Genomic DNA, 26029 nt, shown 5'->3' with positions numbered 1-26029 from the left:
CGGGGGAGAAAAAAGGGTGGGGGGGTGGTCGATAGAACGCCGGGGGAAGGGGAGAGGAGGGCGGGGGCCACACTCCTCGCGGACCCGGGAGGGAAATCGCTTCTTGCGGGGGGCGGGTCCCACGTCCTCAGGTCACGCGCTGCACGTCACGCGTCATGACGCGTCGCGCACCGTGCCGGTGAACACCGGTCCCTCGTGCGGTTCCCAGGATTCGTCGTAGGTGATCATCCGCAACCGCAGGGATTCCTCCGGCTCCTTCAGCCCGTCGGCGACCGTGGGCACGGTGACCTCGGTACTCAGCTTGCCGGCGGGCACGGTGGTCGGCAGATACGGTGCCTCAACCACCTTGGACAGCGGTCGGGCCGGGCTCGGCGACTTACCGAACGTGTCCTGCAGCCACTGCCCGTCGACGTCCAGGGTGGACAGCTCCGCCCCCTGTTCGACCGGCAGGATGTCGAAACCGACGGAGTCCATGTCGACATCGGCGACCGCGGAGAGCGATACCCGCCAGCGCAGGCTCTGCCCCTCGGTGACATGGTCCGCGACCGGCTTCACCTCGACCGTGGGCATCGGGTCGTCGTTCCGCACGGTCAGACCGCCGAGGTGGGAGCCGACGACCGCGCCGCGAACCGCCTTGACGAACACGCTGTGCGTGATGTCGTAGCCGAAGCGGGTGTTGCCCCGCACCTCGACCGGCACATCGATGGCATGGCTGCCCGGACGCACCGTCACCGTCCGGTAGTCGGCCTCGTCCTTGTCCGGCTCGGCGACGAACAGCCGGACCCGGCCGCTACCGTGCCCGGAGACCCGCACCGGGATGCGATAGGTCCGGACCCCGGAGTCGCCTTCCTCGACGGTCAGATGGCCGATGTCCACTCGCGGCAGCGAGGCCGCCCGAACCGGGGGCGTACCGGGACGCCAGCCCCACGCGTCGACCAGCCAGGCCTGCCCCGACCCGCTGCGCGGAGTCAGTTCCAGGGACTTCACCCGCTTCAGGTCCACCTTGCTTTGTACGGCGGCGGAGAGCGGCACGCGGATCTCGCGCCCCCAGTAGGACGCGGTCCGGTCGCTGCCCGGCAGCCCGTCGATCCGGGCCGTGCCGAGTGTCGCCCGTCGGCCCTCGGTGTCGGTGAGCGCGATGTCCAGCCGGGTGCCGGTGGTGTTGGGCGGCACGATCAGCCGGAGTGCCAGCGATTCGGAGCCCGCCACGGAGACCGGACGTTCGGGACGGATCCTCACCGCGGTACCCGGCTTCGACCACCGCATCGCGACCGCGTAGCGGCCGGGCTCCCGCGGCGTGTCCCACATGGCGAAGTGCGGGGAGACGGCGGTCCCTTCGGGCGGCAGACAGGAGCGGCCCGGATCGGGATCCACCTGCGCGCACACCCGGCCGCCGCTCACGGCCACCGAGGTGTCCGGCAGGAACGCGGGCGTCCGCTTCCCGCCGACCGCGTGGGTGAGCACGCGTGCCGGGCCGGCCGAGGGCGCGCGCCGGTCCGAGCCGTCCAGCAGGGGCCGTACGCGGTCGTCACCCGCGACGAACAGCCGGGCCGCCGCGGCGATGTACGTGGCCCCGGCGGCCTGCTGCCGGGTGGCGCCGAGCCGGGCCTTCTTGCCCGGAGTGCACACCGGGTCCGGGGTGCCGTCGTCCCAGAAGTCGTCCTCGGCGGGTGCCTCGGCCTGTCCCGGCGTCCACTCACTGTTGAAGAAGTTGTGGTTGGCGCCGACCATGTAGACCGCGCTGTGCAGTGCGGCGCCGCTGCTGACGCCGCGGGTGCCGTCGACATAGATCTGGCCCTGGAGATCGGACACGTCGCCGTCGCAGCCCGGCAGGATGGTCATGGACGGCACATCCGGAACGGGGTTCTGCCCGAAGACGGTGGGACCGATCAGGACGGTGCCGCGAATGCGCCAGCGCACCGGGCCCCGGTAGCCGTCCTGGTCCGCCGGCGGCCGGTAGAGGCTGTCGAGCGCGGCCCGGTTGACACCTTCCCCGCCTCGGGAGTGGCCGACGAGCAGCACCTTGGACATGTCGGCAGGCGGTGCGGCGCGCACGGCCGCGGGTGCCCCGGCCCGGTCGGCGGCCCAGCCCGCCCAGCGGGCCAGATGCAGCCGCACCAGGGACGAACGTGCCTGGGCGCCGCCGTCGTCGGCGCTGTCGTCCTGCCCGTTTATCCCGTTGGCCGAGATGGACACGGTGACGTAACCCTGGGAGGCCAGGAGCTTCTGGTCGCGCAGATAGCCTCGATGGCTCGGCACCGGCCGTGTGCCCGCCTCGCAGGGCCAGGACATGCCCTGGTCGCCCTTGGCGTTGAAGCACGTGTAGTGACGGCCGTGCAGGAACAGCGCGAGTGGCCGGCGTCCCGGTGCGCCGACCGGTGACACCACTGCGCCGCGCATCTCCACCGGAGCGGTGAAGCCGGGCAACCGCACCGACTTCAGGGCGTACTCGCCGGTGACGGTCCGGTACTTGCCCGGTACGCCGGGGTCGACGGGATTCGCGGGCAGAGGAGCTGCCGGCTGCGCCGCCTCGGCGGCCCGCCGGGCGTCCGGGGCCCGCCGGGCTCCGGAGGCGTCGAGACGGCGTCCGCCCGCCAGCGCCTTGAGGCCCGTCACGCGTCCGAAGTCCGCGCCGTCGAGCCTCAGCCGGAAGGACCGCCGGTCCCGCGTGGCCACCGGCCGGCCCAGGAGCTTGTCCCCGGCGTAGAACTCGACACGGGCATCGCCCATGGGTACCGGGTCGGGCGAGGTCCAGACGAGCTGCTTCCCGGCTCCCGTACCGGTGACCCGCCAGCCCGCCGGGAGCCGGTCGTCCGATCCTCCCCGGGATATGGAGGACGACGTGGGGGATATGGAATCGGTGGAACGCTCCGTGTGTGCCGGTTGCGGCGACGCGCGCGCCAACTCCGGCCATCCAACGGTCAGGGTGAGTACCGCCAGTGCGGCGGTAACCGTGCGCGAGACACGGATCAAGGTGGTCCTCCTGGTCATCGGCCTTCTCGAACACCCCAGAGATCCCTGGGGCCCCCGTTCCCAAAGGACGGAGAGTGAAGCCCAGGGGTTGCCTCAGCCCGTGTTGCAGTGCGCGGAACTGATGCTTCGGGGGGATGAGTTGGGCCGATGACCGATCGGAACGAGCCATGGGCCGGCACACCGCCGGCCGTTGGTCAGGCGCCGATCACCGCCGCCCGCACGCACAGGACATCCGGAAGATGCGAGGCGAGCTGGCGCCAGCTGTCCCCGTCGTCGGCGCTGGCGTACACCTCGCCGTTGCGATTGCCGAAGTAGACACCCGCCGGGTCGGCGTCGTCCGTACAGAGCGCGTCGCGCAGTACCGTGCCGTAGTGCGACTCCTCGGGCAGGCCCGTCGACAGCGGCTCCCAGGTGCTGCCCGCGTCACCGGTACGGAACACCCGGCAGCGGTGCCCGGCGGGCACCCGGTCGGCATCGGCGTTGATCGGGAAGATGTATGCGGTGTCCGCGCGGTGCGGGTGCGCGGCCGCGGCGAAACCGAAGTCCGACGGCAACCCCTGCCCGATGTCGGTCCAGTTGTCCCCGGAGTCGTCGCTCCGGAACACTCCCCAGTGGTTCTGGAGATAGAGCCGGTCGGGATCGACCGCGTCCCTCGCCACCTTGTGGACACACTGACCGAACTCCGGGTCCGGGTCGGGGAGGAAGACCGCGGACACCCCTCTGTTCGACGGAGACCAGCTCGCACCGCCGTCCTTGGTGCGGAACACCCCGGCCGTGGAGACCGCGACGGTCACGGCGCGGGCATCCCTCGGGTCCGTCAGGATGGTGTGCAGCCCCTCACCGCCCCCGCCGGGCACCCATTTCGAACGCGTCGGGTGCTCCCACAGCGGGCGGACCAGCTCGAAGGACTCCCCGCCGTCCTCGGAACGGAACAGCGCGGCGGGCTCGGTGCCCGCGTACACGACATCGGGTGCCTCGGGGCCGGCCGGATGCAGCTGCCAGACCCGCTCCAGCGATGTCTCGGTGAACCGGGGGAACTTCACGGCTGGTTGTTCCGGTTCGACCCAGGTCCAGCCGAGGTCGTCCGAGTGGAAGACCGACGGGCCCCAGTGCGCGCTGTCACCGCCGACCAGGAGTCGTGGGACCTGCCTGCGGGTGTCGATGGCGATCGAATAGATCGCCTGCGCCTTGAAGTACGGGCCGTCGAACTCCCACGCGCCACCGCGCCCGCGGCCGATGAAGAGTCCCTTGCGGGTGCCCACGGTGAGCAGTACGTCGGTCATGACCGAACCTCCCGAAACGCCGTTGTGTCGGATAAGGGCCAGTCTGCACCCGACCACTGACAGTGGCCCGCAGGGCAGCCTCCTGACACCCGGGCCCTGTTGCGTGCGCGGTCTTCGCGGGTACGGTGCAGCAGACGTAGAAAGCGCTTGCCGAACTCCATGACGTCCTCGTGCGAACCCCGCGCGGGCCTCATGGCAGAGAGACCGAGGAGCAGCTGTGCCGACCTTCGAAGGGCTGCCCGGCGCCGTCGCCGTGTCCCACCTGCGGGTCTACGACTGGCCCGCCGCGGACGGCCTGCGCGGCGGGACACCCCATCTCCACCTCACCTGTTCCGAGGGGTACGTGGTGGTCGGGGGCACGGGCTCGGTGCAGACCCTCACCACGTCGGGATTCCGGCAGACGCCACTGGCGCCGGGTGCGCTGGTGTGGTTCACGCCGGGCACGATCCACCGGCTCGTCAACGAGGACGGGCTGCGCATCGTCGTCCTCATGGAGAACAGCGGGCTGCCGGAGGCGGGTGACGCCGTGCTCACCCTGCCGCCGGACCACCTGGCCGACCCCGAGGCCTATCGGGCGGCGGTCGCCCTGCCCGCCGACGGCTCGGAGGCGGATCAGGAACGGGCCGCCCGCGCCCGCCGCGATCTCGCCGTCGAGGGCTTTCTCGCCCTGCACAGGGCCACCGAAGCGGGCGACCCCGGGCCGCTCGCCGCATTCCACCGGGCCGCGGCCGCACTCGTGCGCCCGAGAGCCGAGGAGTGGCGTGGGCGCTGGCAGCGGGGGGCCGCAGCTGCCTCCGAGGTGACCGGCGCCCAGCTCGACGCCGTGGCGCGTGGCGACGCCGACTACCTCACCGACGCCTGCGTGCATGCCGAACAGCCCTCCGCGCACGGGAAGTTCGGCATGTGCGGCCGTCTGGACGTCTACCGGGGCTGACCCGCTCCGGCGGCGTCGCGGTCGGTGTCGGCGGTGGTGTCATCGGCGGCGTCGAACGCGGCGGAACGGGCCAGGACCCGGGTGGTGCTGCCGTCCTCCTCCACCATGTCCCGGACGTGCCGGAAACCGATCCGGCCCAGCAGCGCCAGTGACGCGGCGTTCCCGGGGGCCACCGTGGCATGCACCTCGGTGAGCCCGAGCGTGTCGAAGCCGTACTCGGTCAAGGCCCGCGCGATCTCGGTGCCGAATCCCTGCCCCCACGCGGCGGCGGCCAGTGCGTAGACGATCTCGTGGCCGCCGACGTCCGAGGACGGCTTGATCTCCGCGTGGCCGACGAACCGGCCTTCGTGCCGAACCGCCCAGACATCGAACAGGTCCTGTGCGTACACCTTGCTGAAGATCCGTTTGAACAGCGCGCGGTCCTCGGCCTCCGTCATGGGGCCTTCCCCCATCCAGCGGGAGACCCGGGTGTCCTGGAACAGCGCGACGAATTCCTCCTCGTCGGCGGGCGTGTACGGCTCCAGGCGCAGTCGTGCGGTGTGCAGGGCAAGGGCTGTCATGGCGGACGACGTTACGCAGGGCCCCGGGCGGTCCGCAACGCAATACCCACGGCCCCGAGGCCGCCGTCCCCGGGCCGTGGCGCCCGCGTCGTCAGTGGCGGCCCGCACCCTCGGCGCCCTGATCTGACACCCATCGCTGCGAACTCTGCCGACCGGCAGAGTCGTTCACGCTCCGGTCGGCTCCCGCACGGCCTGGGCCGGCCCGAGCCGAAGCGCCTGTCCACATGTGTCCGGCACAAGGTGACCCACCGGCAGACAGGCGAGGCACTGGCCCCGGAGCAGCGCATCTCGTGATGAGGGGAGGGGGTGACGCCGTCGTGGTGCCGGACCATGTCGGTCCGACCGATCGGGTTGCGAACTCGCCGTGGAAGCCCGACTGTTCGTCGGCTTTGGTTGACTGGAGCCCATGACCTCCTTCGCGTTCGAGACTGTCACTCCCGATGCGTTCGCCTACCTCGACCGGGTCGCCGCGACCGATCTGGGCCGGTCCTACAAGAGGCACGTGCTCGACGAACTCGGCATCCGTCCGGGCGAGACGGTGCTCGACCTCGGTTGCGGCCCCGGCACCGACCTCGGTGCGCTCGCCGAGGCTGTCACCGCGACAGGCGCGGTGATCGGCATCGACCACGACCGGGCCGCGGTCGATGCCGCGAGGGATCGCGCCGCGGAGCGGAGCAACGTGACCGTTCGGCTCGGCGACCTCCACGATCTGCCGCTGCCGGACCACACCGCCGACCGGGCCCGCACCGACCGGGTTCTCCAGCACGTCGCCGATGCTGTCCGAGCGCTCCGCGAGGCCCGGCGTGTGCTCCGGCCGGGCGGGCGGCTCGTCATGGCCGAACCGGACTGGGGAACCTTGACGGTCGACCACCCGGACAGCGGCCTGACGCGCGCCTATACCCAGTACGTCACGGACGAAGCCGTCCGCAACGCCCGCATCGGCAGTCAGCTCGCCCGACTGGCGACGGACGCGGGATTCACCGTGCCCATGGTCGTCCCGGTCAGCCCCGTTTTCCGGGATGTCCGGGCCGCCGACGGGATTCTCGGTCTGGAGCGCACCGCGCGTCGAGCCGTCGGCGCCGGATACTTCACCGAGGAAGCGGCACGACGCTGGCTGGGCCACCTCACCGACGGTCCCTTCCTGGCAGTCGTGACCTTCTACATCGTCGTGGCCGAGTCGTAGGGCGCGTTCCGGAAGTGGCGCCGTCCGACCGGAAGGCCTCAGGCTGTACGGGGCCGATGAACTGCGCGGGGCCGATGAAGCCGGGCGGGGCCGACGAGCTGTACTGGACCGATGAATCGGTCGACGAAGGGAAAGGTGGAGCGATGACCAGCGGGATCGAGGACGCCGAGGGGCGCGGAGCGGCCCTGGAGGTGAACCCCGTCGGAGCGCGGGTCGGGATCAGGGCCGTGGCGCCGTCGGGTGAGCTGTCGCTGATCTGCACCCCCGCCCGCGCCCGGGAGCTGGCGGCGGCGCTCACCCTCGCGGCGGACGAGGCCGACAGCGCGCGATCGGCGCAGCCCGTCACCGTCAAGGCGGGCGAGCTGCGCCGAGGGGACGTGCGGGACGGCGACCGGGCCATGACGGTGGACGACATCAGGATCGACGGGGCCACCGCCCATGTCACCTGGAAGTCGGGCGCGGGGCGCAGCTGGACCCAGGGCTATGACACGGACGCGGACATCACGCTCCGGCGGCGCGCCGGAAGCCACTGACCCCGCCGGCCCCGCCGACCTCGTCCTGCCAGTCCCAGGCCAGGGACGTGAGCCCGGCCGGGCGGCCCGATTCCGGTGACGGGTCGAGTCCGTCGCGGCCCGAGTTCTTGTACGAGAGCCATCGTAATTTGACGGGTGTCGTAGTACGGGATGTATCGTACTAACGATTCTTCCGAACCCGTCGAAACGGAGTCCGACGTGAGTGCCCTCTTCGAGCCTTACACCCTGCGGTCGCTCGTCATTCCCAACCGGGTCTGGATGGCACCCATGTGCCAGTACAGCGCCGCGCCGGAGGGCCCGGACGCGGGCGTCGCGACCGACTGGCACTTCGCCCACCTCGCGGCGCGCGCCATAGGGGGGACCGGGCTCATCCTCACCGAGGCGACGGCCGTCAGCCCCGAGGGCCGGATCAGCCCCGCCGACCTCGGCATCTGGGACGACACCCAGGTCGCCGCGCTCCGCAGGATCACGGACTTCATCAAGGGACAGGGGTCCGTCCCCGGCATCCAGCTCGCACATGCCGGGCGCAAGGCCTCTACGGCGGCCCCCTGGCTGGGCGGCCATCCGGTCGGGCCGGAGGCGTACGGCTGGACGCCCGTTGCCCCCAGTCCGCTGCCGTTCGACGACGGTCACCCCGTGCCGCACGAGCTGACCACGGATGAGATCCAGGGTGTCGTCGAGGAGTTCCGTGAGGCCGCGCGCCGCGCTCTGGAGGCGGGGTTCGAGGTTGCCGAGGTGCATGGCGCCCATGGTTATCTCATCGGGCAGTTCCTCTCCCCGCACAGCAACCGGCGCACCGACGAGTACGGCGGCAGCTTCGAGAACCGTGTCCGCCTCGCTCTGCAGGTCGTCGACGCGGTGCGTGAGGTCTGGCCGGAAGAGCTGCCCGTCTTCTTCCGGATCTCCGCGACGGACTGGCTCACGGAGAACGACGAGGACGAGCGAGAGGGCTGGACCGTCGAGGAGACCGTGCGGCTGGCCGTCCGGCTCCAGGCGCACGGTGTCGACCTGCTGGATGTCTCCAGCGGCGGAAACGCCCCGCGTGCCCGTATCGGGACCGGGCCGGGGTACCAGGTTCCCTTTGCCGAGCGGGTCAGGGCCGAGACCTCGCTGCCCGTCGCGGCGGTGGGTCTGATCACCGAGCCGCAGCAGGCCGAGAAGATCATCACCGAGGGGCGGGCGGACGCGGTTCTCCTCGGGCGCGAGCTGCTGCGCAGCCCGTCATGGGCCCAGGAGGCGGCCCGTGAACTCGGCGGTGAACTCCGTAAGCCGGAGCAGTATCTCCGCGCGGTCTGACGACTCGGGCCATCACTCGTACCGCACCGGCCCGGCCGGTCCCCATGGCGCGCAGCGGTCATGGGCCCCGGGCCGGTGGGGCCCGTCCGTGCCGTGTTTCACCCGGTGGCGGGGGTGAGGTGGCTGCGGACGAAGGGCCCGGTCGCAAGAGCGAGGACAGTGAAAGCGGCGAGGCGCTGCAATCCCGGCCGGGCCGACACGTCGATGTGCTGGATGCCGTACGCCGCGTACCAGTTGGCCGCCGGATCGGTCGCCATGATCGCGCACATGAGGTGCACGCCGGCCCGCCTCCCGCGGAGCAGGAGGCGGTAGGGCGAAGTGACTGATGCTGGCTGGGCCCCAAAGCATCGCTGACGTACCTGAACGACATGGGCGAAAAGGTGGAGACCCTCCAGACCATCACCGCCGAAGCCCTGGCCGCCATCCTCGACACGCTGGAGACCGGCACCTGAGGCCTGAGTACCACCGAGAGCCTTCGTCGTATCCGCGGCGGGGGCCCGTTTTGCGTTCCTGGCCTGACGCCGCCGTCACGGCATACCGTCTGAGCTGTGAGCGAGCATCTCGGAGACGAGCTTTCCCGACTCCGCAGGCTGACGGACCTGACACAGGAAGAGCTGGCGGAGAAGTCGGGCGTGTCCGTCGACGTCATCCGCAAGCTGGAACAGAAGCGCAAGGGGTCCGCACGCCTGCCGACACTGCATGCGTTGGCCGGCGGACTCGGTGTTGAGCTGACGACGCTGCTGGGTGACCCTCCCGGTGTCCCGTCAACGGGGGAGTCCGACCCGCCACAGTTGGTGGCCGTTCGTCGAGCCGTTCACCCGCTCATGTTCGCCCCTCCGCAGGAGTCTGACGGGGCGGAGGTTCTCACGCCTTCACTGCTGCGGGCCGAGATCGCTGACGCGTGGTCCATGTACCACTCGGCCGAGTTCCCACAGCTTCTGAACCTGCTGCCTGGAATCCTTGCTGACGCACGTCTCACGGCGTCGCAGGGGTCTGACGGGGGGCAAGCGGCACTCGGCAAGGCGTTCCAGCTGGCCGGACACCTGAGCATCCGTCTGGGCGAGCTCGATCTCGCCCTTGCCGCCCTGGAGCGCGCCATAGCTGCGGCGGAAGCCTCCGAGGATCCTCTCCTGGTCCCGATGATCTGCAACTCCCTGGCGTGGGCTTACCAGAGATCCAACCGGCTGGACGACGCCAAGAGCATCGCCCTGTACGCGGCCGATGGCCTGGAGCGGGACGGGCTCACTGCCGACGCGTCGGGCCTGCGCGTGTGGGGCGGCCTGACGATGAGTGCTGCTACCTCGTACGCCCGGATGGACGAGTACGACGATGCGGACAGGATGATGCGCGCCGCGGAGGAGGCCGCCGGCCGTCTGGCGAAGATGCCGCCCACGGAGGGGGACGGGCGTCTCCTGTCCGTCTTCAGCAAGTCGTCCGTCCGCATCGAGCGCGTACGCCTGGCCGTGCAGTACGACAGACCGGAGGAGGCGCTACGTCTGGCCAAGGGCATGAGGCTGAACAAGGACACACCGCCCTCCTGGCGTACCTGGCTGCTCCTGGACGTCGCCCGCGCACACACCGATGTCGGCAACACGGACGGCGCTGTAAAGGCCCTTGAGAGCCTTCGACGAGTCGCCCCGACATGGATGCGCCATCACACGCTTGCCGTGGCCATCGTCCGCGATCTTCTCTTGCTCCCACATCATCCGCCGGGGCTGCGGAAGTTGGCGGACTTCCTCGGGATCGCGAAATAGCGTCGCGAAACTAGGACGTGGCATCCCTGTGCTGAAGCCGCACAAGGCGAAACCCTCTGGTCACAAGCCAGTGGCGGAGGTGCAGGGATGATCAGCAGTGCGCAATCGGGACCAGTCTTCTTGAGCGACGAAGGCTTACAGAACGAACCCCGGGCGGCGGCCTGCTGTGCCGTCTGCCGGGCCCTGAAGAAGCAGTGGTGCCAGGCGACGGACAAGAAGAATCCCGCCTACGACTTGTCGCACGCCACCGACTTGGCGATTGAGATCAGCCGACACCCGCACGTGAGGGAGCGGCAGTCATGAGCCCCCGCACGCTCATCCGCAGCGTCACCACCGCATCGTCCAGCACCTGACACCGACGTGACGTACGAGGCGGAATGTCTCGCACGCAAGGAGGAAGAACGGTCATCGTCTCACCCGTTCCCCTTCCCCCGCCGGAGCCGGCACCGGACAGTACCTGCGTCCCGTGCGGCACCACCACGGGCGGATGCGTGGACCCAAACCAGCACGGCTGGAAATGGTGAGCTGACCCAAGACCCGTGCGCACGGGGGGTCACCCCTGGCGTGCGGTGGGCGGCGGCCGGTCCTCCTCGTGAGGTCGACAGCCGGCCTCCGCTCGTCCATACATGAGCCCCCGTTTGCCGTCTTGAGCTGGTGGCAGTCGCGGCACAGCACCTGAACGTTGCTGTCCACGTTCTCACCATCGAGAACCAGGGGGCGCAGGATGAGCGTGTGTGACCTGATGGTCGGTTCATCTTGCGCACGCGACTTCCATCGTCGGTCATGGCCGGAGCCCTATGGAGGGTCGCCCGGCACTCCGCTGCCGCGGGCCGAACTGGCGTCCGGTGGCTCCGGACAGCGCTCAACTCGTGAACACGGCAGTGATAAATCACTCTCCTGCGAAGCACGTTCCCCTATTTAGGCGTCTTGCGAGGCATATGCGTGCTTGGGCATGGGGGGTACCGCTATCACTTGGGTGCCAAGTCCATCCCGCGTTTGGAGCGTCATGAAGATCTCGCGTTGGGCCGTTGCCCTGGCCCCTGTAATGGCTGCTGGTCTGCTCACCATCGTGCAGGCCCCAACCGCATCCGCCACCGTGTTCACCGCGGAGCTGATCGCCCGCAACAGCCAGAAGTGTGTTTCGGTCGAGGGGGCGAGCACTCAGAACAATGCCGCCGCGGTCCAGTGGGACTGTTTGGAAGCCCCCAACCAGCAGTGGAAGCTGGTGTCCACCAGCGCCGGCTACTACACGATCAGGGCAGTGAACAGCGGCAAGTGCCTGTCGGTCGAAGGCGTAAGCACCCAGAACGGCGCCAAGGCGGTCCAGTGGGACTGCGTGAACGGCACCAACCAGGAATGGCGGCTCGTCCAGAAGGACAGCGGCTACTTCTCCATCGAAGCCCGGCACAGTGGCAAGTGCCTGTCCGTCAGCGGCGCGAGCACCCAGAATGGCGCCACACTGGTCCAGTGGGACTGCGTGGAAGGCGCCAATCAGCACTTCCGCCTCGGCTAAGCCCACAGGCTCCGAAACAAGGGACTAGCACCGGCGTCCCACTTCTTCCGTTCCGGTACGGGCTCCTGCGTCTGCACCGGAACGGATTCAGAGCGAAGCTGATTGAAGTCTGTGACCTGATAGTTCGTTCATCTTGCGCATGCCGGGCGCAAGGGCTCCACGGCGGCCCCTTGGAAACCACCGAACTGCTCGACGACTTTGGCATCCGCGTCGATCCCCGAAAGCCCCTGCACACGCTGGGCATCGGCACCCGGCAGATGGTCGCCCTGGCCCGCGCCGTCTCGGTCGACGCCCAGGTTGTCGTCATGGACGAACCCACCTCCTCGCTGGAACCGCGCGAGGTCGAGACCCTCTTCCGCGTCATCGAGAACCTGCGCGGCCAGGGCATCGCCGTCCTCTACGTCAGCCACCGCATGGACGAGCTGTACCGGATCTGCGACCGCGTCACCGTGCTCCGCGACGGCCGCCACATCCACACCGGCGACCTCGCCGGCCTCGACCCCATGCAACTCGTCTCGATGATGCTCGGCCGCGATCTGTCCGAGGTCCGCCGTGCCGGTCGCGCCGGGCTCAGCAGTATCACCAGCCGCACCGGGCTCGGCGGTATCACCAGCCGCACCGGGCTCGGCGGTATCACCGGCCGCACCGGGCTCACCAGCTCCGCAGGCGAGGGGCACGACACGGCACGCGCCCCGGTACTCACCGCGACCGGTCTCAACCGGCGCCACCAACTCCACGACATATCACTGTCGTTGTACGGCGGCGAAGTGCTGGGCCTCGGCGGCCTCCTGGGCTCCGGCCGCAGCGAGACGGCGAAGGCCCTCGCCGGTGCGCTCAGCCTGGATTCCGGAGAACTCACGGTCGGCGGAAGGAAGTTGCGCCGGATCGGCTCGGCCGGTGCCATCCGCTCCGGAATCAGTCTGCTGCCCGAGGACCGCAAGGCCGAAGGCATCGTGCCCGGCCTCTCCGTGCGCGAGAACATCGTGCTGGCCGCCATGCCCCGGCTCTCCCGCTTCGGTGTGGTCTCCCGTTGCAAGCAGGACCGCGTCGTCGACATCTTCATGAAACGGCTGCGGATCAAGGCGGCGAGCCCCGAGCAGAAGGTCGGCGAACTCTCCGGAGGCAACCAGCAGAAGGTCCTCCTCGCCCGCTGGCTCTGCCTGGAGCCCAAGGTGCTGCTGCTCGACGAACCGACCCGCGGTATCGATGTCGGCGCCAAGGCCGAGGTCCAGAGCCTCGTCGACGACCTCGCCCGAGAGGGCCTCGCCGTCCTGCTCATCTCCTGCGACATCGAGGAACTCATCGAGGGCGCCGACCGCATCGTCGTACTGCGCGGCGGCTCGGTGGCGGGCGAACTCGCGGGCGACGCGGTGACCGAGAGCCATCTGCTCGAAGTGCTCGCCGACCACTCACCGGCGCCCGCCGGGAAGGCCCCGGCCGCTCAGGAGGACCCCCGATGACCGCCCAGGCCGCCCTCCCCGCCCGCGCCCGCCCCCTGGCCCGGCTGCGCGACCCCGCCTGGTACCAGGAGTACGGCGTGTACGTCGCCGTGGCGGCGGTGCTCGTCTTCAACGCCCTGTTCACCGAGCACTTCATGACCGCCGACAATCTGCGCACCCAGCTCGTCCAGGTCGCCCCCGTCGTCATCGTCGCCCTGGGCATGGCCCTGGTCATCGGTACCGAGGGCATCGACCTGTCCGTCGGCTCGACGATGGCGCTCGCCGCCGCGCTTCTGCCGCTCTACCTCGGATACGGGCTCGTGCCCGCGCTCGTCGTCGCGCTGCTCGCCGGCGCGGTCGTCGGGGCGGTCAACGGCACCCTGGTCTCGATCGTCGGACTGCAGCCGATCGTCGCCACGCTCGCGCTGTTCGTCGGCGGCCGGGGCCTCGCCCTCGTCATGGCCGACGGACAGCTCAAACAGATCGTCAACCCCGACCTGCTCGCCCTCGGCACCGGCTCCTTCCTCGGCATCCCGCCGGCCGTACTGATCGCCGCGATCCTCGCCGTGGCCGTGGCCTTCCTTGTCCGGCGCACCACCTTCGGCCGTCAGCTCGTCGCCGTCGGAGGCAACCGCTCCGCCGCAGCCCTGGCCGGACTGCCCGTGCGTCGCGTGCTCATCGGCGTGTACGTGCTCTGCGGAGTGCTGGCCGCCCTCGCCGGCATCCTCGCCACCGCGCGGCTCACCGCCAGCGACCCCTCCTCGCTCGGCACCCTCATGGAACTCTCCGCCATCACGGCGGTCGTGGTCGGCGGCACCCCCCTCGACGGCGGTTCCGTCCGGGTGCTCGGCACCGTCGCGGGCGCCCTGCTGATGCAGTTGCTGCGGGCCACTCTCGTCAAGCACGACCTGCCCGACTCCACCGCACAGATCGCCCAGGCGGCCATCATCGTCGCCGCCGTCTACGTCGCCCGGGAGCGTCGGTCCCGATGAACGAAACCACACCCGCGGCGGTGGCCCAGGTCCCCCCGCCGCGCAAGAGCCCCGCAGCATCCGAGCACGGCGCACCCCGCCCCGCGGCAGGGTCCGATCCCGCGCTCGCGCAACGGCTCGTCGGACTCCTCCAGCGCCAGGGCGTGCTCGCCGTCCTGCTGACCGTCGTGATCGTCGCCTCGTTCGTCTACCCGACGTTCGCCACCCTGGACAACGCCCGCGGTGTGACCGTGCAGGCGTCGTTCCTCGCCGTGGTCGCCCTCGGCATGACCATGGTCATCATCACCGGCGGCATCGACCTGTCCGTCGGCTCCGTCTTCGCCCTCGGCGGGGTGCTCGCCGCGTGGGCCTCGCAATGGGGCATCCTGCCCGCGCTGTTCGTACCGCTCACGGTCTGCGGTGCGATCGGCCTGCTCAACGGATTCCTGATCGCCCGCGCCGGGATGGCCCCCTTCATCGTCACCCTCGCGACCCTGCTGGCGGCCCGCGGCATGCTCCTCGCCTTCACCGACGAGGGCGCCACCACCTACCTGGTGCCCAAGGGCTCCGCCTTCGCCGAGCTGGGGCAGGGCAGCGTATGGGGCTTCGGTTACCCGGTCCTCATCACCCTGGGGCTGTTCGGCGCCGGCGGACTGCTGCTCCAGCGCACCTCGTTCGGACAGACCCTCTTCGCCGTCGGCGGCAGCAGCGACGCGGCCACCCTGATGGGCCTGCCCGTCACCCGTACGAAACTCCTTGTGTACACGCTCAGTGGTCTGCTGGCCGGACTCGCCGGTGCGCTGAACGCGGCCAGACTGTCCTCCGGCGTCACCATCGTCGGCGTGGGCACGGAACTCGACGCGATCTCCGCCGTCGTCATCGGCGGCACCCTCCTCGTCGGCGGCGCGGGATCGGTCAGCGGCACTCTCTGGGGCGTCCTGCTGCTGGCCGTCATCCAAAACCTCATCAACCAGATCGGTTCGCTGAACTCCTCGTACCAGTCGGTGGTCAGCGGAGGGTTCCTTATCGTTGTCGTCGTGGCCCAGCGCGGTCTGGCGCGCAGCCGCAGAACCACCTGAGCCGTGCCGGACCGGGAGCCGGGCCGATCCAGTGCGCACCGGTGCGCATCGAACCGAAGCGGGGAGTGCCGTGGGCGTCAGCCTCAAGGACGTTGCACAACGGGCGGGCGTGTCCATCAAGACCGTGTCGAACGTGGTGAACAACTATCAACACGTCACACCGAAGATGCGCGCCAAGGTGCAGCAGGCCATCGACGAACTCGGCTACCGGCCGAACCTCACCGCACGCCATCTGCGCAAGGGCCGCACCGGCATCATCGCGCTCGCCGTGCCCGAGTTCGGCAACCCGTACTTCGCGGAGCTCGCGGGCGCGGTCGTCGACGCGGCCGCCCGGCACGACTACACCGTCCTGGTCGACCACACCGCCGGCCTCCGCGAGAAGGAACTCCTGGTCAGCCAGGGCTTCCGGTCCCATGTGATCGACGGCCTCATCCTCAGCCCGATCCACCTGGAGACCGAGGACCTCATGGCGCGCACCGAGACCGCGCCCCTGGTCCTGCTCGGCGAGCGGGAGTACGAGGCCCCGTACGACCACATCGCCATCGACAACGTGGCCGCCTCCCGCGACGCCGTACGCCATCTCATCGAGCGCGGTCACCGCCGGATCGCCTTTCTCGGCTCCCGCACCGGACGCGAGCGCCAGCCCGCCCATCTGCGGCTGCGCGGCTGGCGCGAGGAACTCGCCGCGGCCGGCATCGAGCCCGACGAGTCGCTGGTGGTGGTCACCGACGGCTACGGGCGCGAGGACGGCGCCACCGCCATGGCCGCCCTCCTCGACCGGGGAGAGCGGCCCGATGCGGTGTTCGCCTACAACGACCTCATCGCCATCGGCGCCATGCGTACCCTCGGTTCACGCGGGCTCCGCATCCCCGAGGACGTCGCCGTCGTCGGTTTCGACAACATCGAGGAGAGCCTGTACGGGGCCACCACGCTCACCACCATCGCCCCCGACAAGGAGGCGATTGCCCGGCTCGCCGTCGACAGCCTGGTCGAACGGCTCTCCGGCGGCCCGGTGTCCGAACCACGACGGCCCCGCCCCGGCTACCGGCTCGTCGTCCGCGAATCCACCGGCTCCGAGAGGCCCTGAGGGGTGTCCCGTAATCCCTGGCGGGCGTGCGGGATTACGGGACAGCCCTAGGTTCAGGTACGGACCCGCCGTGCCGATCCTGCCGGGCGCCGCGTTCCTGCCGCCCAGGTCGAGGACGTAGACGCGCAGATTGCCCTTGCCGGGTGCGGCGACCGAGAGCTTGCCGTCCGACACCACCCGGGTGTCCCCGGTGACGGCGTCCTTGTAGGTGCCGTTGGGGATCCCGGTGTAGTCGGCCGCGCCGGTGACGGTCACCAGCGCGAAGCTGTCGGTCCCGCTCGCGGCGTCGGTGTAGCGGCGCTTGTACGCCATCGAGCCGGTGATGCCCTCGGTGCAGTACTGGCCCATCTGCAGCGCGGGCACGGCGCGCCGGATCTCGTTGAGCCGCTGGAGCTGCCGTTGTTGTTGTCCCAGACGCCGTTGCCGTTGTTGAACGCGGCCTGCATGGAGCCGGCACCGCCGGGATCGGCGGACCGCTTCACCCACCCCCTACAGGCTGTCTCCATGCCCACGCCCGGCACGGTCGTCCATGATCCGCCCGCCGGCTGGTAGTGGATATCGACGGTGGACCAGCCGACGGTGGTCGTCGAGTAGTAGACCGAGGCGGTGCCGGTGTCCGTGGGGGAGGGCGAGGGGTCCGGGCCGGTGCCGGCGCACGGGTCGCTGTGGGCCACGATCCTGTCCTTGACGGTGATGTGCCGGTGCCCAACGCGTAGTTCTTTCCGGCGTTGTTGTCCCAGGTGCCCGAGCCGTTGTTGAACGTCGCGGCCAGTCCGGACGCGCTGCCCAGGCTGACGGTCTTCTTCATCCAGTCGGTGCAGGCGGCCTCCATCCGCACTCCGGGCACGGTCGTCCACGAGCGCCGTCGGGCGCGTAACGCAGTTCGTACGCCGACCAGTTCCTGGTCTACGTGTAGTAGAAGACCGTCGCGGTGTTCTGCGACGCCGCGACGGGAACGGTGGACGGAGCGGCGGTCTCCGGTACGGCGGTCATGAGTCCCGGAAGCCCGTGGCCGCCACGGCTGCCGCCAAGAGGCGTCTCAGCACGGAGCGTGGGGTGCGTTTCATGCGTGTCTCCAGGGAAGGGCCACGGCCGGGGGCCGCGGCAGCCGGAGAGCCCTGACACGCCTCGGGGTTCGGGCGAGCAGTCCATTCCGATGAGCAAGATATGCCGGAATTTTGCTGCAATCTCTTGCGGTGAGGAAGTTGCCCGGACATGGCAGGTGCGTAAAGAGGTACGGCGCGGGCAGCGCTGCGGATACCGGGAATGGCGGACTGTACAAGGGGGTTGGGACGTTCATGACCTACTTTGTTGACGTGACCGTCCGGGGCTACGAGCTCGACACGCAGGGACATCTGAACCAGGCCGTCTATTTGCAGTACGCGGAGCACGCACGCTGGGAACTCCTGCGCGCCGCCGGCCTGCCGCAGGACAAGCTGCTGGCCAGCGGCGTCGGGCCGGTCGCGCTGGAGACGACGGTGAAGTTCCTGCGGGAACTCCGCGGCGGTGACCGGGTGCGGGTGACCTGCCGGTTCGTGTACGGCGAGGGGAAGACGTTCACGGTCTCGCAGCAGATCCTCAAGGAGGACGGCACCGTCGCCGCCGAGGTCACGGGTGTGGCGGGGATGCTCGACCTGACGGCCCGCAAGCTGATCGCAGATCCGGCCGGCCATCTCGCCTCGCTCGCCGACAACCCGGAGCTGCTGAGCCAGTGACGGACGGCCGCCGGTCGGTCCGGCCGGATCTCCATGAACCCGATGTGCGTGCGGTGGCGGCGAGGGGCATCGGCCTCGTCGGGTCGAGCAGGGCCACGGCGAAGTCGCCGTAGGAGATCCGGGCGGCCGGGCCGACCGCGGCCGTGGTGTACCGGCCGGAGCGTGCCCCCTCGTGGCCGAAGTCTCCGGCCGGGCCGACGGCCGGCCGGTCCGGCGCGCCGGCCGCGGTACGCGGCATCGCGGTACGGACCGAACCCGCTCGGTCGGAGCCTGCTCGGCCTGCTGGACATGGCGCGCGGTTGGGCGGAGGCCACATGGATGAGCTCATCGAGGCCCGCGAGGCGGCATCGCGTGCGGACCGCACGGGCCGAGACGGGACCGGCCCACTGCCCGGTGCCTGTCGAGTACCGGTCGACCCGCGAGTCGAACTACGATGGGTCTCGTATTATGGGAGACCGGAACGACCCCGGTCGTGTTGTCGTGTTATGGGAGACCGGAACGATTCCGGTCGTGTGAACCGGAACAAGCCCAGGAAGTGGAGCCGTCGTGACCCCCGCCAGCGCCCCCGCCGCAAGCGCCACCGAGGCCGGTGGCCGCGTGCTCGACCACCCCGTGCGGGACGAGATCCGCATCGAAGCGGTACTCCACGCGCTCTCCGACCCGATGCGACTGCGCATCGTCCGCGAGCTGGCCGCGGCCGATTCCGAACTCACCTGCTCCCGTTTCGACCTGCCGGTGTCCAAATCCACGTCCACGCACCACTTCCGGGTGCTGCGCGAGAGCGGGATCGTCCAGCAGATCTACCGTGGCACCGCCAAGATGAACGGCTTGCGACGGGACGACCTGGAGGCGCTGTTCCCCGGGCTGCTCGACCGTGTCCTCGACGCGGCGAACCGCCAGGTCCAGCGCATCGGCGAGGACCGATAGCCTCACGCTCCGTCCCGGCCGCCACCGCGCGCGGCGCTCAGCAGTCCCGCCCAGTCCGGGATCTTCACCCGCTCCCGGCCCAGCGACCGGCCCAGTTCCGCCTCCGCCCGCTCGATGGACAGCCAGCCCTCCCACTCCACCGGCCGCAGCCCCCACGCCCGCAGCGCCGCCACCGGATCGGGTGCCGACGAGCGGTGCGCGAGCAGCGGGGCGTCGTCGAGCAGCGAAGCCACGGTCTCCTTCGCGCACGACCGGTTCGAGCCGATCACCCCGGTCGGCCCCCTCTTGATCCACCCGGCGACGTACTCCCCGGGCGACGGCACCCCGTCCCGCAGCACCCGCCCCGCCAGATGCGGCACCGTCCCGTGCACCGGGTCGAAGGGCAGGCCGGGCAGCGGAATCCCGCGGTAGCCGACCGCCCGCAGCACGAGCTGGGCGGCGATGTCCTCGTACGTACCGGCGTCGCGCACGCCCCCGCTGCCGTCCGGCACGGTACGGGCGAACCGCACCCCGGCCACCCGGCCGTCCCGCTCCAGCAGCTCGACGGGACGCAGGAAGAACCGCAGGTGGATGGTGCGCACCGGATGCCCGCCGGTGCCCGCCCCTTCGGCGTCGGCCGCGGCCCAGCCGCGCAGGACCTCCACATTGCGCCGCGCCGCCGCCGTCGGGGGCGGCGCGTTCGGAGGCGAGGACGTGGCAGGGGCCCGGGGGGACGGATCGGCGTACGCCGGATCGCGGGCGAGCTCCGCTTCGTCCACCACGACCCGGACCCCGGGCAGACCGCCCAGCTCGCGCAGCTCCTTGGTGGTGAACCTGGCCTGTGACGGTCCGCGTCTGCCCGCCATGTGGACCTCGCGCACCCGGCTGCCGGCCAGCGCCCCGAGTGCCCCGTGCGGCACATCGGTGGGGCGCAGCTCCGGCGCGCCCCGCGAGAGGATCCGTGCCACGTCCACCGCCACATTGCCGACCCCGATCACCACGACCGAACGGGCCCGGAGCGCGAAGCCGTCGGCGGCCGCGTCGGGGTGCGCGCTGTACCAGGAGACGAACTCGGTGGCGGAGCAGCTGCCGGGCAGATCCTCGCCGGGGACGGCGAGAGCGCGGTCGGTCGCGGCCCCGACGCAGTAGACCACCGCGTCGTAGAGCTCGCCGAGCCGCTCGGGCGGAATCCCGTCGCCGCCCACCTCGACATTCCCGAGGAAGGTGATCCGCTCGTGTTCCAGAACGGTCCGCAGACTGTTCTGCAACGACTTGATCTTCTCGTGGTCCGGGGCGACGCCGTACCGCACCAGGCCGTACGGGCAGGGAAGCCGGTCCAGCACATGGACCCGGACGTCGGGGACCCGGTCCTGCGCGATCAGGGCCTGGGCGGTGTAGACCCCGCTGGGACCGGAGCCGACGACGGCGACACGGAGCACGGCGCACCTCTTCCCGGAGGATCTCTCCAGCATGGCACCGGCGGGCGGAACGGGGGAGAGGCGCGCCCAGGGCCTCGTCAGGACGACATTGTGCGCATTCTGTTGATCTCCACCGTCTGCTGGGCGACGACGTCCCCGGCCATCTCCTCGATCTGCACGTTGTTTCCCTCCGCGAGCACCTCGGTCGCCATTGTGATCGCTCCCTGGTGGTGGGTGATCATCAACTTCAGGAAGAGCTTGTCGAAGGCCGCGCCGTCCGCCGCGCGCAACCGCTTCAGCTGAGCGGGGGTCGCCATCCCGGGCATCGCCGAGTGATCGTGGGCGGATGTGCGCCTCTCACCGTCGTTGTGCACGAGCCACCCCTCCATGGCGCCGATCTCCGGCTTCTGGCTTGCGGTGATGCGCTCGGCGAGCCGCTTGACCGAGGAGGACCCGGAGCGGGACGGGACGAGCGCGGTCAACTCGAGTGCCTGGGCGTGGTGTTGGATCATCATCCGCGCATAGCGGTAGTCGGCCGAGTTGGGGGTGCCGTCCCCGGCGGCCTTCGCGGCCTCCTCGGCGGAAAGAGTCCGTGCGGGCTCGCCCGGCTTTCCGGGCGCCACCACCGAAGGGCCCCCGCCGGCCTGCGCCTTCGTACGGCTCTCGCCGTCTCCCGCATCGCACGCGGAGAGGGTGAGGGCGGCGCACACGGCTGCCGCGACGAGAACGGATTTGCGTACACACATGGTCTGACGGCGGATCAACAAGCGGACCTCCATGGCCATATGGGCGGCTGCCGACCGTGCTGAGGGCTGTCCCGCAATCCCTGGTGGATCACGGGACAGCCCTCAGCACGCTTCCGCACGGCAGTGGCCGGACACTTTCATCACGTCTCTGTTGCCATCTGTTGGGATCACGATGGGAAGGACGATACTGCCGAGGACCGTGAACCGTTCAACTACGTTCGGATACATGGGAGGACGCAGTGATTTCGTTGCACACGAGCCCGGTGCGGCGCAGACACCTGGGCGTGGCGGCGGCCGCCGCCGGCCTGCTGGCCACTCTGCTGATGGCCGGACCCGCGACCGCGACGCCCGACCCCGGTGACATGGGCACGGCCCGAACCGATGTCTCCGCCGCCCAGCAGGCCGAAGCCACGGCCGCCATCAACAGCGGCGAAGTGCCCGGCGTGGACGAGATCGTCCACAGCGACAACATCACCCATCTGGCCAACGTTCCGAAGGACGCGCTCAAGGGCACCAACACGGACCTGGCCTTCCAGGGGAAGTACGCCTTCGCCGGAAACTACGACGGCTTCCGGATCTTCGACATCAGCAACCCCAGGTCCCCGAGGACGGTCGCACAGGTCCTCTGCCCCGGCTCGCAGAACGACATCTCGGTCTCGGGCAACCTGCTCTTCCTGTCCACCGACTCCTCGCGCAGCGACAACTCCTGCACCAGCACCACCCAGCCCGCCACGGAGAAGTCCTCCTGGGAGGGCATGAAGGTCTTCGACATCAGCGACAAGCGCAACCCGAAGTACGTCGCCGCCGTCGAGACCGCGTGCGGATCGCACACCCACACACTGGTCCCCGAGCGCAAGAACGTCTACGTGTACGTCTCCTCGTACTCGCCGAGCGTGACGTTCCCCGACTGCCAGCCGCCGCACGACGGGATCTCCGTCATCAAGGTGCCGCGCAACGCGCCTGAGAAGGCCGCTGTCGTGAACTTCCCGGTGCTCTTCCCGGACGGCGGCAACCCGGGTGCTCCGGACAACCCCGGCGTCTCCAAGACCACCGGGTGCCACGACATCACCGTGCTGCCCTCGAAGGATCTGGCCGCCGGTGCCTGCATGGGGGACGGCCTGCTGTTCTCCATCAAGGACCCGGAGAACCCGAAGATCATCGACCGGGTGCAGGACAATGTGAACTTCGCGTTCTGGCACTCGGCGACGTTCAACCAGACGACGGACAAGGTCGTCTTCACCGATGAGCTCGGCGGCGGTGGCGCGGCCACCTGCAACGAGGAGATCGGCCCGAAGCGCGGTGCCAACGGCATCTACGACATCGTCGGCCGGGGCGACCACCGCAAGCTGGTCTTCCGCAGCTACTTCAAGATCGACCGCCCGCAGGCCGACACCGAGGTCTGTGTCGCCCACAACGGTTCGATCATCCCGGTCAAGGGCCGTGACCTGATGGTCCAGGCCTGGTACCAGGGCGGGGTGTCGGTGTGGGACTTCACCGACTCGGCGAAGCCGAAGGAGATCGGCTACTTCGAGCGCGGACCGGTCAGCACCGACGCCGTCACCACGGCCGGCCCCTGGTCGGCGTACTACTACAACGGCTACATCTACTCCAACGACATCGCCAAGGGCTTCGACGTCCTGAAGCTCGACGACCGGCGGACCGACCCGGCGAAGCGGGTGCGGCTGGACGAGCTCAATGTGCAGACGCAGCCGGATTACTTCGACCGCTGACCGGCCGGATCCTCCACCCGGCCGGCCAGAGCCGGCGCCACCGAGCACCGCAGGCGTCCCGCAGGGCAGGTCCCCCGCCCTGCGGGACGCCGCGGCGCGTCTCACCCGGCGTGCTCGGGCCGTCGCGGCGCGACGGGAGTGCGTGAGTCGAGGAACAGGACCGGCGGAGGGGAGCCGGGTCAGGCGGCGGACCTGGCGCTGCCGCCCGTCGCCGCGGCCCACTCCACCAGCAGCCGCTGGTACTGCTCCTCGTCCTCCGGGGACAAGCAGCCGCCCGAGCGCTGCCACAGGTCGCGGATCTCTTTGTTCACCACGGCGGCGGTGCGCGTGGAATCGGAGGAGCGCGGAGAACGGGACATGGATACAGGCTAAGGCCCCGATGTGACAATCAGACCCATTGGGCGTCAGGGACATCTCTCACATGTCTGTCAGGCAACGCCCGGCACCAGTCCGAGCGTCCGCAGCCCGTCGGGCCGCTCCGACACCGGCAGATGGTGCACGAACCGCACGTCACAGCCCAGTGCCGCGGCCCCGCCGTCCGCGTGCCGGTCGTCGCCGACCATCACCACATCCGCCGGATCCAGCCCGAGAAATGTGCAGGCCGTGTGGAAGAGACGTGAGTCCGGCTTCTGGACGCCGTGCTCGTACGACAGGACGTAGGCGTCGACCGGGGCGTCCAGGCCGTGCGCCCGGAAGACCGGCCGCAGGTTCCAGCCGATGTTGCTGACCACGCCGATCCGGACGCCGCTGTCGTGCAGCGCGCCGAGCACCTCCGCCGCGTCCGGGTACGGCTGCCAGGCGGCGGGTGACCGGTGCCGCTCGTACAGCGCGTCGTACAGTCCGGGATCGGGCAGGTCCACCTGCCGGGCCAGTCCGGTGTAGGCCTCCCGGTGCAGTTCCGCGCTCTCGTCACGGGTGGCCCACGCGGCGGTGAGCCGGGCGGGGACGTGCTGGGGGAGCGGGCCGCCCGGCAGCGCCCCGGCGGCCTCCAGCTCGCTCGCGTACCGCTCGAAGTCGGCCTCGCCCACCGTCACCCCCCGCTCGGCCAGGACCGCGCGCAACCAGGACCGGACCGATTCGATACGGAAGAGAGTCCCGGAGAAGTCGAAGAGCACACCCTTGATCTGCATGACTGAGATCCTCCCCGGTGCGGGGGCGGTGCGACAAGGCCGACCGCTTCCCTCCAGGGGGAATGGGGCGGGTTCAGGAACCACGGGGCGGGCGTGGCCCGCCGCGCCGCTCGTACCGGGCGAATCCGGCGATCGAGAAGCCGACCAGGGCCGCCCCCAGCAGCCAGCCGCCCAGTACGTCGCTCAACCAGTGCACACCCAGGTAGAGCCGGGTCAGGCCCACCCCGACGACCGAGACGCACGCCACGACCAGCGCCGTCCACCACAGCCGGGGCCCGGCGCCGTACCGGTGCAGCAGCCAGAGCAGCAGACCGCAGCTCACCGTCGCCGTCATCGCGTGACCGGAGGGGAACGCCGCGTAATGCGCGGAGTCCACCGGGTCGGGCCACCTCGGCCGCGCCCGGCCGACCGCGGACTTCAGCCCCTGCTGCAGCAGCGTGCCCAGCACGCACGTCGCCGCCACCCACACCGCGAGCAGCCGTGCCCCGCGCCACCACAGCACCACCACGGCCACCGCGATCAGGGCGCGCATGGTCCACGGATCCCATGCCCAGTCGGTCAGAATCCGGTTGGCGTGAACCAGGCCGGGCTCGGCCACCGCCCTGCGGTGCAGGGCGGTGGCGACGGAACGGTCCAGTGTCATCAGCGGTGACCAGCGCACGGCGACGAGGACCAGCACGATCAGTACGAGAAGCGCGCAGACCGCACCCGTTCCGAAAGGCGTGACACGGGAACGGGAACGGGCCGGCGGGGAGAGCTGCGGGGACGGCATGGGGCGATCTTCGCGGAAGGCAGGGGGTACTGGCTATCGCAGCGCACTGAGTCCCGGGATGAAGGCCACCAGAAGCGGAACCACCGGCACCAGCGCGGCAGCCGCGGTCAGCCGGAGCCTACGGCCCGCGGTGAGCCGATCCGCCGGGGTCAGCAGCCGGTTCACCCGCAGCGGCAGCTGTGCGTCCGGAGCCGGGCAGGGGCCGAACACGCCCCGGTCCTCGTTGAGTTCCACCAGGGCCAGGGCGATCGTCAGCCGTCCGAAACGCTTCGAGGCCACATCGTCCGCGGCCAGTTCGACCAGCCGGTGCATCTCGTCGCGGAAGGCCGCGAACACCGGCACCTGCGGAAACCCGGTCGCGAGCGCGCCGGAACAATGCAACAGCCAGTCGTGCCGCGCGTTCGCGTGCCCCTGCTCATGGGCCAGTACCGCATCCAACTGACGGCCTTTCAGGCGCCTGAGTGCCGTGGTGGTGATGACCAGTTGAGGCGCGGCACCCGGCAGCCACCAGGCATCCGGACGCTCTCCCTCCAGCACGACGAGACGACCGCTGCCGGGCTCCTCGCCGGGCATCAGCGGGGCACGCACCAGCAACTCGGCACGCCGTCGCCCACGACGGACCTGGGCCCGGTGGATCTCCCGGGTCAGCATCACCGCCGACCAGACCCCGCCGAGCGCCAGCAGCACGGCCATGGCGGCCGACCAGCGTCCGTGCCCGCCCAACGCGTACGCCTCCACCACGGCATGCGGAGCCGGTGCGAACACATGCCCGCGCACCGCCTGCCAGGCAGCGGCCGCGCTGAACGTCATGGAGAGCGCGAAGGAGAGCAACACCCCCGCCACCACGCACTGCCACACCCACAGCGCCACCACGGGCTCGCGCTCCGGCCACCGCGCCCTGGCCATCAGCCGCGGGGTCAGGACGGCGGCCAGTGCACCGAGCAGCAGCAGTGCGAGGGAGACCAACATGGTGTCAGCCTATGAGGGGCGCGGTACCCACGGGTATG

At 70.3% G+C, this 26029-nt stretch carries 22 protein-coding genes and 3 pseudogenes; 13 read left to right on the top strand and 12 right to left on the bottom strand.

Annotated elements, in window-relative coordinates:
• Positions 1-153: 153 nt before the first annotated feature.
• Together ACFV8T_RS27995 and ACFV8T_RS27990 are read right to left on the bottom strand one after the other, a co-directional pair.
• Positions 154-2973: a hypothetical protein gene (locus ACFV8T_RS27995; RefSeq protein ID WP_385332624.1), complete on the bottom strand. Its 2820-nt coding sequence runs from the start codon at positions 2971-2973 to the stop codon at positions 154-156.
• A gap of 194 nt (positions 2974-3167) precedes the next feature.
• Positions 3168-4256 carry a WD40/YVTN/BNR-like repeat-containing protein gene (locus ACFV8T_RS27990; RefSeq protein ID WP_385332621.1) on the bottom strand — a complete coding sequence of 363 codons (1089 nt, stop codon included), beginning with the start codon at positions 4254-4256 and terminating at the stop codon, positions 3168-3170.
• A 217-nt stretch (positions 4257-4473) separates the two neighbouring features.
• Between ACFV8T_RS27990 and ACFV8T_RS27985 the strand changes: the two genes are divergently transcribed.
• The gene (locus ACFV8T_RS27985; RefSeq protein ID WP_385332618.1) at positions 4474-5190 is read left to right on the top strand and encodes a cupin domain-containing protein; all 717 of its coding nucleotides are present in this window, start codon (positions 4474-4476) and stop codon (positions 5188-5190) included.
• Here ACFV8T_RS27985 and ACFV8T_RS27980 read toward each other — a convergent pair.
• Positions 5178-5750, bottom strand: coding sequence for a GNAT family N-acetyltransferase (locus tag ACFV8T_RS27980; RefSeq protein ID WP_385332615.1), 573 nt, complete (start codon positions 5748-5750; stop codon positions 5178-5180). The two genes, ACFV8T_RS27985 and ACFV8T_RS27980, sit on opposite strands and share 13 nt — an antisense overlap.
• A gap of 406 nt (positions 5751-6156) precedes the next feature.
• Between ACFV8T_RS27980 and ACFV8T_RS27975 the strand changes: the two genes are divergently transcribed.
• The 3 genes from ACFV8T_RS27975 (at position 6157) to ACFV8T_RS27965 (ending at position 8762) form a co-directional block, all read left to right on the top strand.
• Entirely contained in the window at positions 6157-6933 is a 777-nt protein-coding gene (locus ACFV8T_RS27975; protein ID WP_385332613.1) for a methyltransferase domain-containing protein, read from the top strand.
• A 143-nt stretch (positions 6934-7076) separates the two neighbouring features.
• Positions 7077-7466 (top strand): hypothetical protein, encoded by a 390-nt coding sequence (locus ACFV8T_RS27970; protein ID WP_385332610.1) that lies wholly within the window; start codon positions 7077-7079, stop codon positions 7464-7466.
• Between the two features lie 198 nt (positions 7467-7664).
• On the top strand, positions 7665-8762 hold the full coding sequence (locus ACFV8T_RS27965; RefSeq protein ID WP_385332608.1) for an NADH:flavin oxidoreductase/NADH oxidase: 1098 nt from the start codon (positions 7665-7667) through the stop codon (positions 8760-8762).
• 98 nt (positions 8763-8860) lie between these two features.
• On the opposite strand, the gene ACFV8T_RS27960 is transcribed toward ACFV8T_RS27965, so the two are convergent.
• Positions 8861-9019, bottom strand: coding sequence for a hypothetical protein (locus tag ACFV8T_RS27960; protein WP_385332605.1), 159 nt, complete (start codon positions 9017-9019; stop codon positions 8861-8863).
• Between the two features lie 291 nt (positions 9020-9310).
• Between ACFV8T_RS27960 and ACFV8T_RS27955 the strand changes: the two genes are divergently transcribed.
• The 6 genes and pseudogenes from ACFV8T_RS27955 (at position 9311) to ACFV8T_RS27930 (ending at position 16605) form a co-directional block, all read left to right on the top strand.
• A complete protein-coding gene (locus ACFV8T_RS27955; protein WP_385332602.1) occupies positions 9311-10516 on the top strand; it encodes a helix-turn-helix domain-containing protein in 1206 nt (401 codons plus the stop codon).
• 1006 nt (positions 10517-11522) lie between these two features.
• Positions 11523-12029, top strand: a complete 507-nt coding sequence (locus tag ACFV8T_RS27950) for an RICIN domain-containing protein (protein WP_385332599.1) — start codon at positions 11523-11525, stop codon at positions 12027-12029.
• Positions 12030-12202: 173 nt separating this feature from the next.
• Positions 12203-13489, top strand: a pseudogene (locus ACFV8T_RS27945) (sugar ABC transporter ATP-binding protein); the annotation flags it as partial.
• Positions 13486-14460, top strand: coding sequence for an ABC transporter permease (locus ACFV8T_RS27940; protein WP_385332597.1), 975 nt, complete (start codon positions 13486-13488; stop codon positions 14458-14460). The pseudogene ACFV8T_RS27945 and the gene ACFV8T_RS27940, both read left to right, overlap by 4 nt.
• Complete coding sequence (locus tag ACFV8T_RS27935; RefSeq protein WP_385332594.1) at positions 14457-15518, top strand: ABC transporter permease; 1062 nt, start codon at positions 14457-14459, stop codon at positions 15516-15518. The genes ACFV8T_RS27940 and ACFV8T_RS27935 overlap by 4 nt, the downstream gene beginning before the upstream one ends.
• Before the next feature lie 70 nt (positions 15519-15588).
• Positions 15589-16605: a LacI family DNA-binding transcriptional regulator gene (locus ACFV8T_RS27930; RefSeq protein ID WP_385332592.1), complete on the top strand. Its 1017-nt coding sequence runs from the start codon at positions 15589-15591 to the stop codon at positions 16603-16605.
• A 51-nt stretch (positions 16606-16656) separates the two neighbouring features.
• Here the strand turns inward: ACFV8T_RS27930 and ACFV8T_RS27925 are convergent.
• Both ACFV8T_RS27925 and ACFV8T_RS27920 read right to left on the bottom strand, forming a co-directional pair.
• Positions 16657-17004 (bottom strand): annotated as a pseudogene (locus ACFV8T_RS27925) (alpha-amylase); the annotation flags it as partial.
• A pseudogene (locus ACFV8T_RS27920) lies at positions 16998-17672 on the bottom strand (carbohydrate binding domain-containing protein); the annotation flags it as partial. The pseudogenes ACFV8T_RS27920 and ACFV8T_RS27925, both read right to left, overlap by 7 nt.
• A gap of 231 nt (positions 17673-17903) precedes the next feature.
• Between ACFV8T_RS27920 and ACFV8T_RS27915 the strand changes: the two are divergent.
• Complete coding sequence (locus tag ACFV8T_RS27915; protein ID WP_266423211.1) at positions 17904-18320, top strand: thioesterase family protein; 417 nt, start codon at positions 17904-17906, stop codon at positions 18318-18320.
• Between the two features lie 546 nt (positions 18321-18866).
• Complete coding sequence (locus tag ACFV8T_RS27910; RefSeq protein ID WP_385332589.1) at positions 18867-19247, top strand: ArsR/SmtB family transcription factor; 381 nt, start codon at positions 18867-18869, stop codon at positions 19245-19247.
• A 2-nt stretch (positions 19248-19249) separates the two neighbouring features.
• Here ACFV8T_RS27910 and ACFV8T_RS27905 read toward each other — a convergent pair whose 3' ends face one another.
• The gene (locus ACFV8T_RS27905) at positions 19250-20665 is read right to left on the bottom strand and encodes an FAD-dependent oxidoreductase (protein ID WP_385332586.1); all 1416 of its coding nucleotides are present in this window, start codon (positions 20663-20665) and stop codon (positions 19250-19252) included.
• A gap of 77 nt (positions 20666-20742) precedes the next feature.
• Positions 20743-21429 carry a DUF305 domain-containing protein gene (locus ACFV8T_RS27900; RefSeq protein WP_385332583.1) on the bottom strand — a complete coding sequence of 229 codons (687 nt, stop codon included), beginning with the start codon at positions 21427-21429 and terminating at the stop codon, positions 20743-20745.
• Positions 21430-21629: 200 nt separating this feature from the next.
• Between ACFV8T_RS27900 and ACFV8T_RS27895 the strand changes: the two genes are divergently transcribed.
• Positions 21630-23120, top strand: coding sequence for an LVIVD repeat-containing protein (locus ACFV8T_RS27895; protein WP_385332580.1), 1491 nt, complete (start codon positions 21630-21632; stop codon positions 23118-23120).
• Positions 23121-23299: 179 nt separating this feature from the next.
• On the opposite strand, the gene ACFV8T_RS27890 is transcribed toward ACFV8T_RS27895, so the two are convergent.
• From ACFV8T_RS27890 to ACFV8T_RS27875, 4 genes are all read right to left on the bottom strand, one after another.
• Positions 23300-23479 (bottom strand): hypothetical protein, encoded by a 180-nt coding sequence (locus ACFV8T_RS27890; RefSeq protein WP_385332578.1) that lies wholly within the window; start codon positions 23477-23479, stop codon positions 23300-23302.
• A 69-nt stretch (positions 23480-23548) separates the two neighbouring features.
• The gene (locus ACFV8T_RS27885) at positions 23549-24250 is read right to left on the bottom strand and encodes an HAD family hydrolase (RefSeq protein ID WP_385332575.1); all 702 of its coding nucleotides are present in this window, start codon (positions 24248-24250) and stop codon (positions 23549-23551) included.
• Positions 24251-24323: 73 nt separating this feature from the next.
• Positions 24324-25022 carry a phosphatase PAP2 family protein gene (locus ACFV8T_RS27880; RefSeq protein WP_385332573.1) on the bottom strand — a complete coding sequence of 233 codons (699 nt, stop codon included), beginning with the start codon at positions 25020-25022 and terminating at the stop codon, positions 24324-24326.
• A 33-nt stretch (positions 25023-25055) separates the two neighbouring features.
• On the bottom strand, positions 25056-25991 hold the full coding sequence (locus tag ACFV8T_RS27875; RefSeq protein ID WP_385332570.1) for a M56 family metallopeptidase: 936 nt from the start codon (positions 25989-25991) through the stop codon (positions 25056-25058).
• Between the last annotated feature and the right edge of the window lie 38 nt (positions 25992-26029).

Origin of the sequence: Streptomyces sp. NPDC059832, from assembly GCF_042731715.1 — a bacterium.
GTDB lineage: Bacteria > Actinomycetota > Actinomycetes > Streptomycetales > Streptomycetaceae > Streptomyces.
This window is presented reverse-complemented; position numbering and strand designations above follow the sequence as displayed.

Excerpts from the sequence above, each read along its gene's own strand:
- ACFV8T_RS27990 (WP_385332621.1), bottom strand. The coding sequence starts at position 4,256 with ATGACCGACGTACTGCTCACCGTGGGCACCCGCAAGGGACTCTTCATC.
- ACFV8T_RS27980 (WP_385332615.1), bottom strand. The coding sequence starts at position 5,750 with ATGACAGCCCTTGCCCTGCACACCGCACGACTGCGCCTGGAGCCGTAC.
- ACFV8T_RS27975 (WP_385332613.1), top strand. The coding sequence starts at position 6,157 with ATGACCTCCTTCGCGTTCGAGACTGTCACTCCCGATGCGTTCGCCTAC.
- ACFV8T_RS27970 (WP_385332610.1), top strand. The coding sequence starts at position 7,077 with ATGACCAGCGGGATCGAGGACGCCGAGGGGCGCGGAGCGGCCCTGGAG.
- ACFV8T_RS27960 (WP_385332605.1), bottom strand. The coding sequence starts at position 9,019 with ATGGCGACCGATCCGGCGGCCAACTGGTACGCGGCGTACGGCATCCAG.
- ACFV8T_RS27950 (WP_385332599.1), top strand. The coding sequence starts at position 11,523 with ATGAAGATCTCGCGTTGGGCCGTTGCCCTGGCCCCTGTAATGGCTGCT.
- ACFV8T_RS27940 (WP_385332597.1), top strand. The coding sequence starts at position 13,486 with ATGACCGCCCAGGCCGCCCTCCCCGCCCGCGCCCGCCCCCTGGCCCGG.
- ACFV8T_RS27935 (WP_385332594.1), top strand. The coding sequence starts at position 14,457 with ATGAACGAAACCACACCCGCGGCGGTGGCCCAGGTCCCCCCGCCGCGC.
- ACFV8T_RS27915 (WP_266423211.1), top strand. The coding sequence starts at position 17,904 with ATGACCTACTTTGTTGACGTGACCGTCCGGGGCTACGAGCTCGACACG.
- ACFV8T_RS27900 (WP_385332583.1), bottom strand. The coding sequence starts at position 21,429 with ATGGCCATGGAGGTCCGCTTGTTGATCCGCCGTCAGACCATGTGTGTA.
- ACFV8T_RS27890 (WP_385332578.1), bottom strand. The coding sequence starts at position 23,479 with ATGTCCCGTTCTCCGCGCTCCTCCGATTCCACGCGCACCGCCGCCGTG.
- ACFV8T_RS27885 (WP_385332575.1), bottom strand. The coding sequence starts at position 24,250 with ATGCAGATCAAGGGTGTGCTCTTCGACTTCTCCGGGACTCTCTTCCGT.
- ACFV8T_RS27880 (WP_385332573.1), bottom strand. The coding sequence starts at position 25,022 with ATGCCGTCCCCGCAGCTCTCCCCGCCGGCCCGTTCCCGTTCCCGTGTC.
- ACFV8T_RS27875 (WP_385332570.1), bottom strand. The coding sequence starts at position 25,991 with ATGTTGGTCTCCCTCGCACTGCTGCTGCTCGGTGCACTGGCCGCCGTC.